Annotated in this window: 17 protein-coding genes and 1 tRNA gene; 8 read left to right on the plus strand and 10 right to left on the minus strand. The window is 42.8% G+C overall.

Annotation, left to right across the window (positions count from 1 at the left end):
• Positions 1-6 precede the first annotated feature (6 nt).
• A complete protein-coding gene (locus U0035_RS07185) occupies positions 7-1,158 on the plus strand; it encodes a glycosyltransferase (protein ID WP_245957598.1) in 1,152 nt (383 codons plus the stop codon).
• 63 nt (positions 1,159-1,221) lie between these two features.
• Here the strand turns inward: U0035_RS07185 and U0035_RS07190 are convergent, their stop codons facing one another.
• The 3 genes from U0035_RS07190 to U0035_RS07200 form a co-directional block, all read right to left on the minus strand.
• The gene (locus U0035_RS07190; RefSeq protein WP_162817753.1) at positions 1,222-1,374 is read right to left on the minus strand and encodes a hypothetical protein; all 153 of its coding nucleotides are present in this window, start codon (positions 1,372-1,374) and stop codon (positions 1,222-1,224) included.
• Positions 1,355-1,654 (minus strand): pepsin/retropepsin-like aspartic protease family protein, encoded by a 300-nt coding sequence (locus U0035_RS07195; protein ID WP_162817754.1) that lies wholly within the window; start codon positions 1,652-1,654, stop codon positions 1,355-1,357. Before U0035_RS07195 ends, U0035_RS07190 begins: the two co-directional genes overlap by 20 nt.
• 79 nt (positions 1,655-1,733) lie before the next feature.
• Positions 1,734-1,922, minus strand: coding sequence for a hypothetical protein (locus tag U0035_RS07200; protein WP_114789327.1), 189 nt, complete (start codon positions 1,920-1,922; stop codon positions 1,734-1,736).
• A 292-nt stretch (positions 1,923-2,214) separates the two neighbouring features.
• Here U0035_RS07200 and rsmG point away from each other — a divergent pair, with 292 nt between their 5' ends.
• The 3 genes from rsmG (at position 2,215) to yiaA (ending at position 3,978) form a co-directional block, all read left to right on the plus strand.
• Positions 2,215-2,853 carry a 16S rRNA (guanine(527)-N(7))-methyltransferase RsmG gene (gene rsmG, locus U0035_RS07205; RefSeq protein WP_114789329.1) on the plus strand — a complete coding sequence of 213 codons (639 nt, stop codon included), beginning with the start codon at positions 2,215-2,217 and terminating at the stop codon, positions 2,851-2,853.
• Positions 2,854-2,891: 38 nt separating this feature from the next.
• Positions 2,892-3,455, plus strand: a complete 564-nt coding sequence (locus tag U0035_RS07210; RefSeq protein WP_114789330.1) for a Crp/Fnr family transcriptional regulator — start codon at positions 2,892-2,894, stop codon at positions 3,453-3,455.
• 82 nt (positions 3,456-3,537) lie between these two features.
• On the plus strand, positions 3,538-3,978 hold the full coding sequence (yiaA, locus tag U0035_RS07215; RefSeq protein ID WP_114789331.1) for an inner membrane protein YiaA: 441 nt from the start codon (positions 3,538-3,540) through the stop codon (positions 3,976-3,978).
• Positions 3,979-4,492: 514 nt separating this feature from the next.
• Here the strand turns inward: yiaA and aspS are convergent.
• Positions 4,493-6,322 carry an aspartate--tRNA ligase gene (gene aspS / locus U0035_RS07220; RefSeq protein WP_114789333.1) on the minus strand — a complete coding sequence of 610 codons (1,830 nt, stop codon included), beginning with the start codon at positions 6,320-6,322 and terminating at the stop codon, positions 4,493-4,495.
• A 329-nt stretch (positions 6,323-6,651) separates the two neighbouring features.
• Here aspS and U0035_RS07225 point away from each other — a divergent pair, with 329 nt between their 5' ends.
• Positions 6,652-7,686, plus strand: a complete 1,035-nt coding sequence (locus U0035_RS07225) for a DUF2157 domain-containing protein (RefSeq protein WP_114789334.1) — start codon at positions 6,652-6,654, stop codon at positions 7,684-7,686.
• Positions 7,687-7,870: 184 nt separating this feature from the next.
• Here the strand turns inward: U0035_RS07225 and U0035_RS07230 are convergent, their stop codons facing one another.
• From U0035_RS07230 to U0035_RS07245, 4 genes are all read right to left on the minus strand, one after another.
• Positions 7,871-8,491: a hypothetical protein gene (locus U0035_RS07230; protein WP_114789335.1), complete on the minus strand. Its 621-nt coding sequence runs from the start codon at positions 8,489-8,491 to the stop codon at positions 7,871-7,873.
• Positions 8,492-8,747: 256 nt separating this feature from the next.
• Positions 8,748-9,692, minus strand: a complete 945-nt coding sequence (locus U0035_RS07235; RefSeq protein ID WP_114789336.1) for a glycosyltransferase family 2 protein — start codon at positions 9,690-9,692, stop codon at positions 8,748-8,750.
• Entirely contained in the window at positions 9,692-10,183 is a 492-nt protein-coding gene (locus U0035_RS07240; RefSeq protein WP_114789337.1) for a DUF4199 domain-containing protein, read from the minus strand. The genes U0035_RS07235 and U0035_RS07240 overlap by 1 nt, the downstream gene beginning before the upstream one ends.
• The gene (locus tag U0035_RS07245) at positions 10,180-11,451 is read right to left on the minus strand and encodes a dihydroorotase (RefSeq protein WP_114789338.1); all 1,272 of its coding nucleotides are present in this window, start codon (positions 11,449-11,451) and stop codon (positions 10,180-10,182) included. The genes U0035_RS07240 and U0035_RS07245 overlap by 4 nt, the downstream gene beginning before the upstream one ends.
• A gap of 264 nt (positions 11,452-11,715) precedes the next feature.
• Here U0035_RS07245 and U0035_RS07250 point away from each other — a divergent pair.
• Positions 11,716-11,789 (plus strand) — tRNA-Pro (locus U0035_RS07250).
• A gap of 75 nt (positions 11,790-11,864) precedes the next feature.
• Positions 11,865-13,694, plus strand: a complete 1,830-nt coding sequence (locus U0035_RS07255; protein ID WP_114789339.1) for an AAA domain-containing protein — start codon at positions 11,865-11,867, stop codon at positions 13,692-13,694.
• A gap of 13 nt (positions 13,695-13,707) precedes the next feature.
• On the opposite strand, the gene U0035_RS07260 is transcribed toward U0035_RS07255, so the two are convergent.
• Positions 13,708-14,214: an N-acetylmuramidase domain-containing protein gene (locus U0035_RS07260; protein WP_162817755.1), complete on the minus strand. Its 507-nt coding sequence runs from the start codon at positions 14,212-14,214 to the stop codon at positions 13,708-13,710.
• A gap of 371 nt (positions 14,215-14,585) precedes the next feature.
• Here U0035_RS07260 and U0035_RS07265 point away from each other — a divergent pair, with 371 nt between their 5' ends.
• Positions 14,586-15,158, plus strand: a complete 573-nt coding sequence (locus U0035_RS07265) for a hypothetical protein (protein WP_114789341.1) — start codon at positions 14,586-14,588, stop codon at positions 15,156-15,158.
• 80 nt (positions 15,159-15,238) lie between these two features.
• Here the strand turns inward: U0035_RS07265 and gcvP are convergent, their stop codons facing one another.
• Positions 15,239-18,109 carry an aminomethyl-transferring glycine dehydrogenase gene (gcvP, locus tag U0035_RS07270; protein ID WP_114789342.1) on the minus strand — a complete coding sequence of 957 codons (2,871 nt, stop codon included), beginning with the start codon at positions 18,107-18,109 and terminating at the stop codon, positions 15,239-15,241.
• Positions 18,110-18,245 lie beyond the last annotated feature (136 nt).

An 18,245-nucleotide genomic window follows, 5' to 3' on the forward strand; every position in this document is an offset into this window, starting at 1 on the left:
TTAAGCGTGGGTAATTCTTTGGTGATTATATTTGCCGATATGTTTTCCACTACGGCTCCGCTTATTTTGATTTTATCGCTTTTCGTAACAGTAGTACTATTATTCTATTATCTGTTTTTTTTCGCCCGACTGGCATTCTTTAAAAATAAAACAGTAAAAGTATCATCGGCGCTTCCGCCGCTCAGCACCATCGTCTGCGCTAAAAATGAGCAATACAACCTGGAAAAGAATATACCGGAATTGCTTCGACAACAATATGAATCTCCTTTTGAGCTTTTGCTGGTGAATGACAACTCGGAAGACGACACCAAACATGTCATGCAATGGATGTCGAGAGATTACCTACAGCTCAAAGTGATCAATATGGAAAGAAAGAATAAGGAAAGTGTAGGCAAGAAATATCCTCTATCCATTGGTATAAGAGAGGCCAAACATGAGCACCTTTTATTAACTGATGCCGACTGCCGGCCGGTTTCGGAGCAATGGGCTGCTAAAATGGCCAGTGCTTATCAACCGGGTATTGATATTGTTTTAGGTTACGGGCCTTATGAAAAGCAACCCGGTTTTCTCAATAAAGTGATCCGGTTCGAAACCTTCCACGCTGCGTTACAATATCTTTCCTACGCATTGGCGGGGCATCCATATATGGGTGTTGGTCGTAACCTGAGTTATAAAAAGGACCTCTTTACACAACACAAAGGATTTGCTTCTATCAATCATATACCTGGTGGTGACGATGATCTCTTTATCAGTAAAGCGGCCAACCCGAACAACACTGCTATAATGATCGATACAGACGCCTATACGGTGAGTGTACCCCCAAAAACATGGGCAGCCTGGAAACATCAAAAAACAAGACATTACAGCACATCCAAATACTACAAACTAAAGCATAAATTTTTTCTGGGCCTGTACAGCCTCTCTCAGTTTTTGTTTTACCCTCTGCTTATTACAGCAGCAGTTGTATATAGCTGGTCAATTGCTTTGGCCATCCTGGTAATAAAATCTACTATTCAGTACCTGATATTTTCAGGAGCCATGAAAAAACTGAATGAAAAGGACCTGGTGCGCTGGATTTTTTTAATGGATCTCTGGATGATGGTGTACTACCTGATGTTCGCCAATACCCTCTGGAAAAAAGAAAAGAAAACCTGGTAACGGTTACCAGGTAACAGGGCACAATTATTTCATTTTTTATGGAAGCCTTTATGAAGCCCCTATTTAGTTATCCGCGTATACTTCTATCCTGCAATTAGGAAAATCAATAACTGTATGATACTGCTTCAGAAAAGGAATACCCAGCAAGCCGTCTATTGCTGTATCCCGTCCCTGGTTGATCTGCAGGAGACTCTCATTAGCAAATGTAAACCTCATATCCCTGTAGGGAATATTGACCACCGAAAAGTTCCCCGATACTTCCTTCAGCTACCATAACCGGGGCCCCTCCTCCTCTTAATATGGTATTACGAAGATCACTAATACCTTTTATCTCTGCCAGCAGTTTAGCAGATATCAGGTTAGAAGAAGCCGCACAATCGATACCCATTTTTATCTTTTTGTCCTCGATCACACAGTCAATTACCGGCATATGCCCGCTAAAAATGAAAGGTATTACTACCGGCGCAAGGGTACTGTCTGGTGTGGGCGCCGCCACCCCACCTTTTGTAAAAAAAATAAGATTATTTTTAAAATCAAAAGTTAACCGGTACTCTTTATATATACGTCCAGCCCTATCAATCCCCAATACTGTCGCCCAGGTGAGGAAGATCAGCGGCGATCACTTTAAACTGCTGTTTTTGCAGGCCCTGCCAGTTAAAAGAATCCATCAACGCAACGCCTGCGTTTACTTCGCCGCTCACACCCCTGGCTTTAGCGGAACTATCCTGCTGTACCCCGCTCTTCCAATACCGGCTATTAATCACCAGGTAAGGGCAGCCATTATCCTGCCGTGACCCGGATCAGTGCATCTTTTACCTGAAATGCTACGGCAAAACTGTCGGGCTTTTGCGCATTTGGAAAAAACAAAGTCTGCCTGGGCTTTTGCCGCAGCAACTGCCAGGAATAAACTAAGAAATATACCTGTTCTTATCACTTTCCTCATATCAGCTATTGAACCGTTGCAAACATCGCTATTATTTCAACATATCACACATTACCGGTCATTAAACAACAAAGAAAAAGGTTGCATAAAATATTTTATGTAGGTTTGTTTTAATGGAAATGGTGCTTAAATATTTTTCTGAATTTACCGAAACGCAGCTACGGCAAATAGCGTTGTTAAAGGACTTATATACCGACTGGAATGAAAAGATCAATGTGATCAGCCGTAAAGATATCGACAGCCTTTATGAGAAGCATGTGCTACATTCGCTGGCTATCGCCGCAGCATTTAGCTTTGATGAGGGAACAAAAATTGTAGACCTTGGTTGTGGTGGCGGATTCCCCGGCATACCGCTGGCTATTTTTTTCCCAGGCGTGCATTTTCATATGGTGGATAGCATCGCAAAAAAGCTGAAAGTAGTGGAAGGGGTAGCAGAAGCCGTAGGATTAACTAATGTAACGGTACAGCATTCCCGTGTGGAAGATATCAAAGATAAAAAATTCGACTATGTTGTTTCAAGAGCCGTAGCCCCCCTACAGGATCTTTGGCGTTGGGGCAAACCGCTTATACAAAAGACCAATAACGCAACCCGTAGCGAGGATGCACCTGCTCCGGGGCTTATTTGCCTTAAGGGTGGCGACCTGGCCAAAGAAATACAGGAAAGTGGCACCAAACCTTACATTACTGCTATAAAGGATATTTTTGAAGAGCCTTTTTTTGAAGAGAAATATATTCTTTATGTACCCAAGTGATCATAAGCAATAGTTAATGGTTCAGAGATCATCAACCAATGGAACAACTGATTCAGCATCTTAAAAGCTATTATCCCCTCAGTGACGAGGCGAGTAAGGCGTTGAGCAATTGCCTGGAAAAAAAATGCTTTGCCAAAAACGACTACCTGATCAAAGCGGGACGGATATGCCGGTATTTTTACTTTATGGAACGCGGCGCTTTGCGCGGATTTTACAATCTGAACGGTAAGGAGATCACGCATTGGTTTGGCTTCGAAAATACTTTTATCACGTCCTTCCATAGCTATATAACAGAGCAACCTTCAGTGGAAAACATTCAATTTATGGAAGGCAGTATAATGTGGGCTATCTCAAAAAAAGATCTCACCGGTTTGTTTGACCGGTATCACGAACTGGAGCGCCTGGTTCGTATTATCTATGAGAATTACTATATAAGATTGGAAGAGCGCTATGTGAACGCCCAGTTTAAAACCGCAGCCGAATTATATAGCGACCTGATGGAGAAATCGCCCCATATATTAGAACGGGTACCATTGGGTTATGTATCATCCTATTTAGGCATGACGCAGGAAACTTTAAGTCGTATCCGGAAACTGCATTAACAAATCCTGTGATAGTTTTTGATAAATATCAAATCGGAAGCGGCTCCGTCGCCATTAGCTTTGTTTCAACAAATCAAAAAACATGGAAACAAAGTATTATCAAAAGCCTTCCGGCGCATTTATCGGCGCTTCATGGATGGCACTTCTGATCGGTTTCACCGCTTATATCATTGGTTTATGGAATGCAGAAATGCAGCTCAATGAGAAAGGTTATTATTTTACGGTGTTGATGTTCGGACTCTTTGCAGCTATCTCCCTGCAAAAGGCAGTACGTGATCAACTGGAAGGCATTCCTGTTACCAACCTCTACTACAGCATCGCCTGGTTTGCCACTATATTATCTGTTGTGTTAATTACCGTAGGACTTTGGAATGCTGATATTACCCGCAGTGAAAAAGGGTTTTATGCGATGTCCTTTATATTGAGCATCTTTTCAGCGATTGCTGTGCAGAAAAACACCAGGGATGCCAAAGCCAGTGAGACCTCCAACGCTGATAAAAATCATTCTAAAAATGAATTTTAAACAACGGATGGGCTATACACTAGTATTTTGCGTCATTATCTCTGGAATCTTCTAAAAAATCGTACTCCTTGTGCTTAGGCTTTATTATACTTTTTATAAAAATCAAAAATCCGATTGCCTGTATAAAATAAATTGTGCTTGACACAATAGTAATCATTGACAAAAGCCTTGTCTTATCAGTTTCAGTATCATCCAAAAGCACATAATTTTGCCAAAAGATCAGAATGGGTGTAACTACACTAAACCCAAATAGCACATAACTAAGGATAGATTTTGTTTTAGTAAGATATAAAAAACAAGCACTTGCAATTATTAACGCTGGTGCATAGTAAATGAAACTCAATATCATAATTTAAAAACTTTCATTTTAACACGGTGGTGATAAGTTTTCATCTTAGGTGCGTTTCTGAAAGCGTCGAAACTCACTACATTGTTTATCAAAAGTAAAAAAATAGTCCGCAAGCAACTATCTGCTTACGGACTGTTCACCATTTTATATTCCTTTTGGCTGCTATTAATCCTTCAGGTCCAGCTTTATTTGCAGCTCGGTAAATTGTTTATCGTCTATAGCCGATGGTGCATCGAGCATCACATCGCGGCCACTGTTATTTTTAGGGAAGGCGATAAAATCGCGGATACTTTCGCTACCACCCATGATTGAGCATAACCTGTCGAAGCCAAAAGCTATACCACCGTGTGGCGGCGCACCATACTCAAATGCCCCCAGTAAGAAACCAAACTTATGTTGCTGTTCTTCGGCATCCATACCCAGCGCTTCAAACATTTTCTGCTGTAACTCTTTTTGATAGATACGGATGCTTCCGCCGCCTATTTCATTTCCGTTTAATACCATATCGTAAGCGTTGGCTTTGATATTGGCATAAGGATGTTTCAGGTATTCTGCTGCGTTCTCAATAGCCGGGTTGTTATTGATCATGGTATCAATATCAGACGGCTTGGGAGACGTAAACGGATGGTGTCGGGCCACCCAGCGGTTCTCTTCTTCGGCATATTCAAACAGCGGGAAGTCCAGTACCCACAGTAGTTTAAACTCATCATCTTTTCTAAAGCCCAGGCGTTTGCCCATTTCCAGGCGTAGCTCACTGGTAGCTTTGCGCGTACGTTCTTCGGCACCGGCCAAAATCAACACCAGGTCGCCAGCTTTAGCGCCCGCTGCATCAGCTATCGCTTTTAACTTCTCCTCACTATAAAATTTATCTACACTGCTTTTATATGTACCATCGGCATTGCATTTAATGAACACCAGACCTTTCATGCCAATCTGCGGACGTTTTACCCACTCCGTCAACTCATCCGTTTGCTTACGTGTATATTCACTGCAACCCGGCACCGCAATAGCAATAACAGTCTCTGCTGCATCAAATACCTGGAAATCAGCACCATCTACCAGGTGGGCATTTTCTTCTTTATCGGCAAACACATGCCTGGGGTACTTGATGTTGAGCAGCTTCATACCAAAGCGAATATCCGGTTTATCGTTGCCATATTGCCACATAGCTTCCTGCCAGCTCATACGCTCTACTGCTTCGCTGTAATCAATACCCTTTACCGTTTTGAAAATATATTTGATCAGGTTTTCAAACATGTTCAGTACATCCTCCTGCTTCACAAATGCCATCTCACAGTCTATTTGCGTAAACTCAGGCTGGCGATCTGCGCGCAGGTCCTCATCCCTGAAGCATTTTACGATCTGGTAATACCGGTCATAACCGCTTACCATCAGTAATTGCTTAAAAGTTTGCGGAGACTGGGGTAAAGCGTAAAATTCACCCGGGTTCATACGGCTGGGCACCACAAAATCCCTGGCGCCTTCCGGTGTAGATTTGATCAGGAATGGCGTTTCAATATCCATAAAATTTTGCTGATGCAGATAGTCGCGCGTAGCCCGATTCACGGCATAGCGCAGTTCCAGGTTTTTCTTTACCGCATTACGACGCAGATCCAGATAGCGATATTTCATGCGAAGATCATCACCACCGTCCGTATCATCCTGTATGGTAAACGGTGGTGTAACGCTTTTATTCAGAATAGTGAAGCTTTCTACCAGCAATTCTACATCACCGGTAGGAATATTTTTATTTTTATTGCTGCGTTCGTTTACTTTACCTGTAGCCTGCAGCACAAATTCACGTCCCAAAGGATTTTCATCCAGTTGCGCATTTAATGCTTCAGAAAACAGCAATTGGGTGATACCATAGCGGTCCCTCAGATCCACAAAAGTGATACTACCGAATTTACGAACGGTTTGTACCCAGCCAGCCAGGGTAACTTCTTGATTTACGTCAGCGGCTCTTAATTCACCACAGGTATGCGTACGAAACATGAAATATTTGAAATTTTTAATTTGAAATGCCTTTTACGGGCTGCAAATATACCATCCTTAGCGGATTTAAAGCCCACCGCAGATGTTTTTTGAATTAAGAATACCCCTACGTTCAATCCAATACAGCAACCGGGCGCATTTTTGCAATGGCCTGTATGGTATGTTTCTCAATGCTTTGGATTGCTTTGCAATAACTTTGAGAAGATGAACCTCATCGTTTCCGGCAGGAATTTGTCCTGTATAACAACGTCCCGGCATACTTTTATACCAACTAAACGGACGCAATCGGATATTTATCGCAGTAAAACTGTATTTTGTAGTATTAAGTTATGCGTGTCAATAAAAAAGAAGCAAGGTTATTAGAAGAGGCCGTTGACCAATGGCAAAAAGATGAATTGCTCGACCGCACTAAGGCCGACGAACTTAAAAAATCGATCTCTTCTTACAGAAATGAATTTGACTCGGTGGCTTTTTATGCAACCATAGCAGCAGTATCCTGCGCGTTGCTGGCTTTTGGAGCCCTGGTACTGGATGAAAAATGGATAGAACGCCTCCGGAAGCTTTTCGCTTTTTCTGAAATTTTTATAGGTTTTTTGTTTGGGGCGGTGGCAGTATTGCTTACCTGGATTGCTAAAAGAAGAAAGCGAAAATATGCGTACGCGTCCCTTGCTAACGAAAGCTTTACTGTTTTAGTAGCACTAACCCTGGGCATATCTGTGGCTTATTTTACCAGGAGCTTCCAACCTACCTACTATTATTATGGTATAGGTATTTTCATTGCAGCGGCACTGTATGGCTTCCTGGCTGTTTATCTCCAGTCCAAAATATTATGGACCTGTATGTTGCTGGCGCTGATCAGCAGTTGGGCTACACAAACTTACGCATGGTCAACGCCTCCCTCTCATTCTTACTTTTTAGGAATGAATTATCCTTTAAGAATGGTCTTGTTGGGCATATTGATGATATTTCTATCGCCGCTGACCCAACAGCACCCGTCTACTACAAGATACTTCAACCTGTCCTGGTATGCGGGCTGGATCTTCCTGCTGCTTTCCGCACTCTTCCTTTCAGTGTCAGGTAATTTAAGTTATGATGTATGGTCAGCCATCAAGCAGGGAAAGCTTTTTATGTGGGCGATAACTTACACCCTGGTTTTGAGCGGCATTTTAGTATATGCTATAAAACAAAAAGATGAAACCCTGAGAGATATCGCCATTGTCTTTTTCCTGCTTAATATCTATACCCGTTATTTTGAATACTTTTGGGACCACACCAACAAGGGATTATTTTTCGCATTGCTGGCGCTCTCCTTCTGGTTAATTGGCAAAAAAGCTGAGCAGCTGCGCAAACGGCTTTCTGAGTAAAGCAGATTGCATTGATCTTTAACCGCGGAGAAATAAGGGCGCGAAGGATACGCAGAGATTACTCAATCCCTCATGCCGTAAATTGAATAATACAAATTATTTACCGCTCTGCAGAGTCTCTGCCTCTCTTTTTCTCAGCAGTTAATAATATCCAGTCACTTAACCATAGCATAACAGGCATCAACTAAAACATAAAACCCAGTCCGATATTAGCCCCTATACTGGTATTTTCTCCAAAACGCTGGGCGTTAAAATTCAGAGATGGCAAAAACGAAATGGTTTCCCCGAGCGGGATACGGTATGCGGCTCCAAGTTTTAATAAAGCGCCGCCGTCGAGATACATTTTATCGAAATCGTTTTTAATGTTCAACAAAGGAGCGTACCCCACATCTAATATTAGCATTAAGCTATTTCTGGTACCGTTAGGGTAATATCTAAAATCGGCAAAGATCGGCAAGGCTGTCATGCTGTGACCGTCCTCAAAATACCCGGCCGCAAAAGTACTATCAGGCGTTGCCGCATTTCGGTGCGCTTTATACCGGGTAAACTGAACGCCCACGCCCAGGCCAATAGATAAATGAGGGTTCAGAAAAACTCCGTTAATCGTGCTGGCAGCAAAACCAACAGTCTTAATATAAGCGTCGCCAAACGCCAGTTCAGACGAATCAACAGATTGTAAATATTGAGGCTCAGCAATATTAGTAATATTGAAATAGCCTTTTCCCTCTTTGGCCCTTAATTGGGCAGATACGATATGGGTGCACAATAATAAGCAGCCCAGAAGTGCAGGTTTAAAGATATTCATGAAGGAGGTGGTTTATTACATTAACATTTCCTTTAAAGTTATACTATTTTAATGATATAAGATGCAACACCTATCCCCGCCACACATTCTTTTGGTTCAGCCGGAAAATGGATAGAAAGTTCCTTCAATACAACTTAATGTTTCCGTTCCTGCCAAAGCATCATTGCGCAGGCCTGACCCAGCCATTTACACGAAGTGAAATTTACCTACCGGAACGAGTTAAAACTATTTCAGGTCCTCGCCCACAGGCAGCAGGTTAGCTTAGCCCTGCTTTTTCTTCTATTAGATAAGCATTTCGGCCTGCAGCGTTACGGGATATTAATTCACTCAGGAAACCCGCGAGGAACAATTGCATCCCTATAATAATAGTGGTTAATGCGATATAAAAAGTGGGACGGTTAGTGATGGCATATTCGAAATTGATCAACTTGGATACAATTAAAAACAGCGATGTCAGAAAACCGACCAAAAAGAAAATCATTCCCCACAAACCAAAAAAGTGCATGGGTTTTTTAGAGAACTTACCTACAAAAGTAATCGACATCAGGTCAAGAAAGCCGTTGATAAAGCGATCCCAGCCAAATTTAGTAACACCATATTTTCGTTTACGGTGCTCCACCACTTTTTCCCCGATCTTTCTAAAGCCCGACCATTTGGCTATTACCGGTATATAACGATGCATTTCACCATACACTTCAATGCTCTTAACTACTTTCTTATTATAGGATTTGAGGCCACAATTAAAATCGTGCAGTTTTATTTTAGAAACCTTACTGGTTACGGCATTAAAAAACTTGGAGGGAATATTCTTGGTCAGCGTGTTATCATAACGAACCTTCTTCCAGCCGCTCACCAGGTCGTATTGATCTTCTACAATCATCCTTCTTAGCTCGGGAATTTCATCCGGACTGTCCTGCAAATCGGCATCCATGGTTATCACCACATCACCCTGCGAAGCCCGGAATGCCTCGTTTAAGGCAGCAGACTTCCCATAATTTCGTTGAAATTTAATGCCCTTGATACTATCATTCTTAGCCCGCAGCTCCTGGATCACCTTCCAGGAATGATCCGTACTTCCATCGTCTACAAAAATCACTTCGTAGCTAAAGTTGTTATCGTGCATTATGCGGGCAATCCATTCAGCCAGTTCGGGCAAAGATTCTTCCTCATTTAAGAGAGGTATAACAACTGAAATATCCATTACAAGTTTTTGTTGCGCAAATATAAAGCCCCGGAAGTTGCCATTGTAACAATAACGCCTGTAAATAAGTTAGAAAAAACTAAAATAGACAACTGAAAGGGGATATAGTATTTACGGGTTTGCTGGGCTTCCGTTTCTATTTCCGCGGGAGTGCGGTCTTTAGCGGTCCTGAGGCGCTCCTGTTTAGCCTGCTGTACCACTGCATCAATTTCTGTTTCATTCAATTTAAAATAAATAAACGTGTATAGCGCCAAAACCAATGTGGCAGCCAGTACACACCGAAACCCCTGTTGAAACAAATCTTTAAACTGAGTAGACCGGGTTTGTTTTACAAAGGAGGTGATGCTCCAAACTATACCCAACCCAAAAATAACATAGCCCAGATAGTTTAACGGGGATGTTTCGTCGATCTTATTGAAATAAAAAGCAACTGCCACAGCTACCATCAGCAGCCCTGTTATCAATCCTTTTATCGTAGCGTTTAACTTCACAATTGATTATTTAATGTAAGCCTGCTTTTATGATAAATACCCAAAGGCTTACCGGTAAACTTATGCCCGGTTAACGGAGTATTCTTGCTTTTGGAAACAATGTCTTTCAACTCCAGCACCCATTCCTGCTTAGGCAAAAATAAAGTAAGGGACGCTTCGTTACCTTCAGCAATGGTAGGAACGGGTATATTTAAGATACGGCGTGCATTAATAGCCAATAATTCTACCCAACGCTCCTGGGAAATCTCCGGTAAACAGGTATTTACAGCTGCATAGCTAGCTTGCAGGCTGATCATACCATTTTTGGCATATTCAAATTCCACCACCTTGTGATCTTTATCCTGCGGTATATGATGTGAAGCGATACAGTCAATGAAACCTTCTGCAACGGCTTTCTGCAAAGCCTTTCTGTCTTTCTTACTTCTCAATGGAGGATTGACCTTCAGGTTAGAATCGTAGGTAGTGATATCCTCATCACAAAAAATAAGGTTATACGGAGTTACCGAACAGGTTACAGCTACTTTCTTCTGGCGGGCCTCTTTTACCAGTTTTATGGATCCTTCCGTACTAATACCCGTTAAATGCAGGTTAGATTCGGCATAGGCGGCCAGTTTCACATTAGCAGCCACCGCAATTTCTTCTGCAATCTCAGGGCGCCCCGGCAATCCCATCCGGGTAGAAGTAATTCCCTCATGCATCAGGCCGTTAGGACTGATGCTTTTATCATCCGGTACCTGTATCAATGCACCGTTGAAAGATTTTACATACTGAAGGGCTTTTACGAGTATACCAGCAGACTGAAGGGAAGATTTACCATCGCTGAAAGCCACGGCGCCACTAAGCTTCATGTCATATATTTCGGCAAGATCTTTTCCTTCAACGCCACGTGTAATGCTTCCAAGCGGATGAATACTTACGGGTAATTGCCTGGCCTTCTGCACCACATATTCCACCACCGATTTCTGATCAATAGCAGGTTTCGTGTTCGGAACCACACAAACATCTGTATAGCCTCCGGCGGCGGCCGCTGCCGCACCGGTTTCCAGGGTTTCCCTGAACTCATACCCCGGATCAGCAAAATCTGCAAACAGATCGATCCAGCCCGGAGAAACATGCACACCCGGAGCGTCTACTATTTTAGCACCCTTTGCTACAATATCTTTACCAATTGAAACTATTTTGCCGCTGGCAATATGTATATCAGCAATTTGACCGTTGTGAGGCGATGTAGGGTCAGTAATTTTTGCCTTCTTAATGATAATGTTCATTAAGGTGCGAAGATAAGGCAATGAAATTTTAAAATTAATATTTGCGATTCGTAGTCTACAACATTTTTCGCCGCTGCTTTTTTCAAGTTCATACCCATGTATTTTAACACACACATTATCTCAAATACTTATATGCAATTTCCGGCTTATAGTTTAATCTTTACTTAAATGCGGAGCACAACGAAAATTGTTATTTCATGATATTTGAAAATTGCGTAAGATTTATATACATTTGCGTCCCTTCTGCTTTTGCAGAGCTGAGTTCGGGACGTAGCTCAGCCCGGTAGAGTACACGTCTGGGGGGCGTGTGGTCGCAAGTTCGAATCTTGTCGTCCCGACATTTAAAAATCCGCTGTGTTATTCTTGATGCAGCGGATTTTTAATTAACGCACTTAATCCATCAATATCATTTCATGCATGCTCACATACAACATTTAATCCGTTGCATTAACCTGGAGGAAAAGGAGCAAACCGAACGTTACCAGTTAAGCCAGGCGCATACGTTAAGATCATTAAAAGCAGAAGGCCTGGCCCTACACCCTATTGCTGTAACCCGTAAAAGTTTTGGGTACGCCGATTATCCCGAGATCAGTTTTCGCCTCCCTTATCCCGGCACCACGCATTTGTTTCGCGATGGCGCGGCTATCGAATGTTTTAAACAGGGAGAGGAACCCGTTAAAGGCATCATGATGAGCATGGAAGGCAAGACCGGGGAGTTCAGGCTATTCGCACCCGACTTTCCGGACTGGGTAGAAGATGAAGGCGTGGGTATTAAGCTGGCGCCGGACACCCGTACCAATAGCATTATGAAAGAAGCCTTAACGAATCTTGAAAAGAATAAGCACCTCTTCCGCTTATTCGAAGAACTACATGGAGAGAAGGCCACAGCTGCGGGCATTCCAGCTTTCAATACCAGGCTCTCTTTTTTCAATAAAAACCTGAACAACAGTCAGCAGCAGGCAGTATCGGCTATCACAGAAAACCAGGAACTCACCATTGTACACGGACCTCCCGGCACGGGCAAAACAACCACACTTATAGAAGCTATTCAACAATTGGTTAAGCGTGGGGAAAAAGTGCTGGTTTCTGCTCCAAGCAATGCAGCGGTAGATAATATTTGCAAAGGGGTGCTTGAAAAAGGCATACAATTACTACGAGTGGGCAATGCCAGTAAAACTGATGAAGCCATCTTCATGCACACACCTGAAGGCAAACTCAGCAATAGCAAAGTGCAGAAAGATATCCGCCAGTTAAAACTAAGAGCGGAAGAATTCAGACGGATGGCCTTAAAGTACAAGCGAAATTTCGGTAAAGCCGAAAGAGAGCAGCGAAGCCTGTTATTTAAAGAGGTTAAAAATATCAGAAACGAAATAAAGCAGTTGCAGCATTATAATGAAGAAAAGCTATTTACAGAAGCGCAGGTAATTGCAGGCACACCAATTGGCCTGCACGACGCAGGCCTGGAAAAGATCGCATTCCATCATCTTATTATTGACGAAGCAGGACAGTGCATTGAGCCCCTGGCCTGGTGCATATTTCCTTTTGCACCTAAAATAGTACTGGCCGGAGACCACTTGCAGCTCCCCCCTACTGTTTTAAGCAGCGCTGCCGTGAAGGCCGGATTTAATCGCTCTATCCTGGAAATTGCTATTGATATCATCCCGGCAGTTTACCTGCTAAATACACAATATCGTATGAAGCCGGTAATTGCCGGATTTAGCAGCGAATACTTCTACAAAGGTTTACTCCTATCAGCATCTCACCTGGTCAACCAGGCTCCCCACCTCACTTTTATTGACACAGCAGGCTCTGGCTTTAACGAAAGTAAGGGGCCTGATGGCAGCAGCCTCCAAAATGAAGGCGAGCTGAATATTGCACAGCAACTCCTGCAGAATGAAGAAGTAACTGCTGAAGATGCCGCATTCATTTCGCCTTATGCGGGCCAGGTGCTGATGGCTAAAGACCAGCTTCCCAAAACTATGCGCATCAGCACCATTGACAGCTTCCAGGGGCAGGAAAAATCTGTTATTGTACTGTCACTGGTAAGAAGTAACGAAGATTGCGAGATTGGATTTTTAAAAGATTACAGGCGCATGAATGTTGCGATCACCAGAGCTAAAGAGATGCTTATTGTTATAGGAGACAGCGCTACCATTGGCGCTGATCCGTTCTACAAATCGTTTCTGCAATATGTAGAACAACACGGCACTTATCGTTCAGTATGGGAGTTTGATATGAGCTGAACCCGGCGAAAGTTCAAGCCCCGGTGTCGGCATATTTCTGATAAACTAATGTAAGCTCGCGAGTATACGCCGCCCTGTCTTGAAGATTTTTATATTTAAAAGCAAATGTCTCCCAGTCTTTGTTTCGCAGATCTTCGTCAAGCGAAAGATTGGTAAGGTACTGAATAAAGGCCAACAGGTGTTCTCCCTCGCTTTTATACATAGCGCTGACAAAATCCTGTAATGAGTAATATCCCGCCAGCGCATAATTATATCCCATCAGCTGAAATTTGCCCCAGCTGGCAGACATCAGTGCTGCGTTCCGGTCCAGCCAGGCTGCTTTGTGCAGTCGGTCATGTTGAATCGATACAGGCCCGAATTCACCCGGTTCCGGATTTGAGATATCCGGCGCGATCCTGTCATATACTCCCTGAGTCCGGCGCGAAAAAACATCCTTATGAAACCAAAGCAAAGGTTCGTAAGTTGATAAAAAACCACTGTGGCGACCTTCTACTTCAACGATAGTCTTTATGATTGCCATGTCACAGCGCATCACAGCGGCTGCTTCCGATAAATCTGAGTTTGTTAACCCTTCAGTTGTCATTAATGGTACTCCCTTATGAGCAGGTTTAGAAAGTTGTACATTAGCGAAAATTATGCCGCTTTTTGATTTTCTTCTAATAAAAACACATTAAAATCACTGTATTTTTTAATTCATTTAAAATCATCTTAATAAAATAAAATCTGAAAGGAAAAAATTTTTATTTTTTTTCAGCCAATAAAAAGTTAAAAGCCTCAAAATAGTGATTTGGAGCAAAATTTGATATGTTAAATTGAGCTTAAAAGCTTTTGTATTGTTACATTTGCTTAGCAATCTCAAATTAACTTTCTTATACATCCAAACAAAACCAGATGAAAAATTTGCTATCACTTGTTACAGTAATTGTAATGCTGGCTTCGTGTGGCAAAACAGACATAACTCACGAACAAAAAGAGCCTCTTAAACTGGATATTGATCAATTGGTAGGATTTATCGGCAAGAAGTATTACACGCTTCAGTCTGCATTTGCAAACACTAATATTGTTATTATAGATTCCATGGGCTATAAAAAAGCCACAGTACCCGTATTGGACAAGGAGTCTCCCAATCCGAATTTTATTTGTGTATTGTCCGAAGAAAACGACATCATCACAAAAATAGAGATCAACGCCACTATTGGCACCCACGGTACCTACAAGAACACTTTCCACTATTTTGACAATTTACTGAGCTCGAAGTACCCGCTGTCAAAATTCTATGCAATTGATGCCGATGGAGGTGTGAACAGCAGCAGTCAAACCAAAGAAGATCTGTATAATTATTTACAATACAATACTTCTTCGGGGGCGGCATTAGAATTCAAGACCTCTACAGCTGATATTGTAAACTTTTTCTTCAACGAGGCTAATAAAGCCTTCATTATTTCCATAGAACGAAAAAAGTAACAAACAATTGTCTTTACATGATACAGGAAAGCCAGGTTAGATTCGTTTCCAACCTGGCTTTTGGCTTAAATGCTTTTTAGCTAAGCTTCCGCATACATCTCTGTCGGCTCGCAGGTACAAATAAGGTTTCTGTCCCCTACTGTATTATTCACCCTGGCTACAGATGGCCAGAATTTATTAAGCGTTACATAGTGAATTGGAAATGCTGCAACCTGGCGACTGTAACTATGGTTCCACTCATTAGCAGTTACCACCTGCTGCGTATGAGGTGCATTTTTTAAAGCATTATCTTTTACATCAGCCCTTCCCTCTTCTATCGCTCTAATTTCTTCTCTTATGCTGATTAGCGCATCACAAAAACGGTCTAACTCCGCTTTATCCTCACTTTCTGTAGGCTCGATCATAATAGTGCCCGGCACAGGAAAACTCATAGTAGGTGCATGAAAACCATAATCCATCAGGCGTTTAGCCACATCTTCAGCTTCTATCTGTGCTGTCTTTTTAAAGGGTCTCAGGTCTACTATGAATTCATGCGCACAAAGCCCGTTATCGTTAGTGTATAAAATATCATAATGCTTGCCCAATCTCGAGCGCATATAATTAGCGTTTAATATGGCATATTCGGTAGCCGATTTAACACCATCTCCCCCCAGCATCATTATATAGGCATACGAGATCAGCAGGATAGATGCGGATCCGTACGGAGCTGCCGAAACTGCATGTTGCAAACCATTGTCCCCCAGGAAAACGTGACCGGGTAAATACTGGGCCAAATGCGCTTTCACACAAATAGGCCCCATGCCCGGGCCACCACCACCGTGCGGGATAGCAAATGTTTTGTGCAGGTTCAGGTGACAAACATCGGCTCCAATCAGGCCCGGGGCCGTTAAGCCCACCTGGGCATTCATATTGGCCCCGTCCATATATACCTGGCCACCATGATCATGTACAATCTGGTTAATCTCTTTAACTGTTTCTTCATAAACCCCGTAGGTGCTCGGATAAGTGATCATGATACCTGCGAGATGCTCCGAATGCTGCGCGGCTTTTGCCTTCAGATCTTCAACATCAATATAACCATTCTCCAAAGCTTTTACCACCACCACTTTCATACCAGCCATAACCGCAGATGCAGGGTTAGTACCATGTGCAGATATAGGGATCAACATCACATTTCTATGCGGATTGCCCTGTGCTTCATGATATGCCTTTATAGTAAGCAGACCGGCATATTCGCCCTGCGCTCCACTGTTGGGCTGAAGGCTACAGGCATCAAAGGCCGTAATCTCACATAAATATTTACTCAGGTTATCAACCAACTCCCTATATCCACCCGCCTGATCCACAGGGACAAAAGGATGAATACTGGCCCAATGCGACCAGCTTAAAGGCATCATTTGGGTTGCCGCATTCAATTTCATGGTACAGCTTCCCAGGGATATCATCGAGGTATTTAAAGACAGGTCTTTGTTTTCCAGGTATTTGATATAACGCATCATCTGGCTTTCGCTGTGATGTGTGTTAAAAACAGCATGAGTCAGGTAGGACGACTTCCTGATCAATGCTTCTGGAAGACGATAGGTGCCTGAATCGGCATTAATATCAAAAGCAACGGGATCTGTATCATTTTCAAAGCAGTTAATGATATCAAACAGATCCTCCACAATAATTGTTTCATCAATTGAAATACCTACCAGGTTATCACCAATATATCTGAAGTTGATCTTCTGAGCTTCGGCTTTTTGCCTTATAGCTGCTATATCTGAAGCTTTTACCACAATAGTATCAAAGAAATATTCGCTAACCAGCTCAAAACCGCGCGCCTCTATTTCTGCGGCCACCGTTTGCGCATATATCGCAATTCTTTCAGCAATTGCTTTCAGTCCTGCCGGACCATGATAAACGGCATACATGGCAGCCATATTGGCCAGCAATGCCTGCGCAGTACAGATATTTGAAGTAGCTTTTTCTCTTTTTATATGTTGTTCGCGGGTTTGCAAAGCCATTCTCAGCGCTCTGTTACCCTGAGCATCCACGCTAACACCAATGATGCGGCCGGGCATTACCCTCTTAAAATCATCTTTTGCCGCCATAAAAGCTGCATGCGGCCCCCCATAACCCAGGGGTACACCCAATCTTTGGGCGGAGCCGATAGCTACGTCTGCGCCTAACTCCCCCGGAGCGGCTAAAACAGTAAGCGCCAGCAGATCTGTTGCCATCACAACATGCCCGCCAATATGCTGAACAGCACTGATAAAACTGCTGTAATCCTCAATGCTACCTACGTTATTGGGATACTGTACCAGTGCGCCAAAATAAGTTTCATCGATCGTTACCGATTTATAATCTCCCTCTATCACTTCAATACCAAAAGGAATAGCTCTTGTATGAATTACATCTTTCGTTTGGGGAAAAGTTGCCGCATCTAAAAAGAAACGGGGCCTCTCAATATGGTCCTGCCTGTTTTTTAGGTTAAAGAACATGGCCATAGCTTCCGCAGCGGCTGTTGCTTCATCCAGGAGAGAAGCGTTGGCCAGCGGTAATCCCGTCAGGTCGCTTACTAAAGTCTGGTAGTTTAAAAGACTTTCCAATCTGCCCTGAGAAATCTCTGCCTGATAGGGAGTATACTGCGTGTACCAGCCCGGGTTTTCAAAAATATTACGCAAAATAACCGAGGGTGTAATGGTACCGTAATATCCCTGCCCGATATAGTTCTTGAAAATCTTGTTTTTAAGAGACACGTTCTTGATATGCCTCAAATACTCATGCTCACTCATGGCCCTTGGAATCCGAAGCGCAGTTTTCATCCGGATACCGGAAGGTACAGTCTTCTCAATTAAGCCATCCAAATTGCTAAACCCCGTCTCCTGCAACATCTTTTGGGTTTCAGCTTCATTAGGCCCGATATGCCTTTTTGCAAACTCTTTTGACTGGAGTTCTAAAATACTCATAGTGTGGTAGAAATTAAAATTTTTGACCGAAGATCAGCAGAACTCCCTTGGAGGCTCCTTCGGAGGATGTGCAAAGGTAATGGTAATTTATCAGCTGTTTTTGTGCATACGATTGACCATCTGCCATAATACACAT

The organism is Niabella yanshanensis, from assembly GCF_034424215.1.
Lineage (GTDB): Bacteria > Bacteroidota > Bacteroidia > Chitinophagales > Chitinophagaceae > Niabella > Niabella yanshanensis.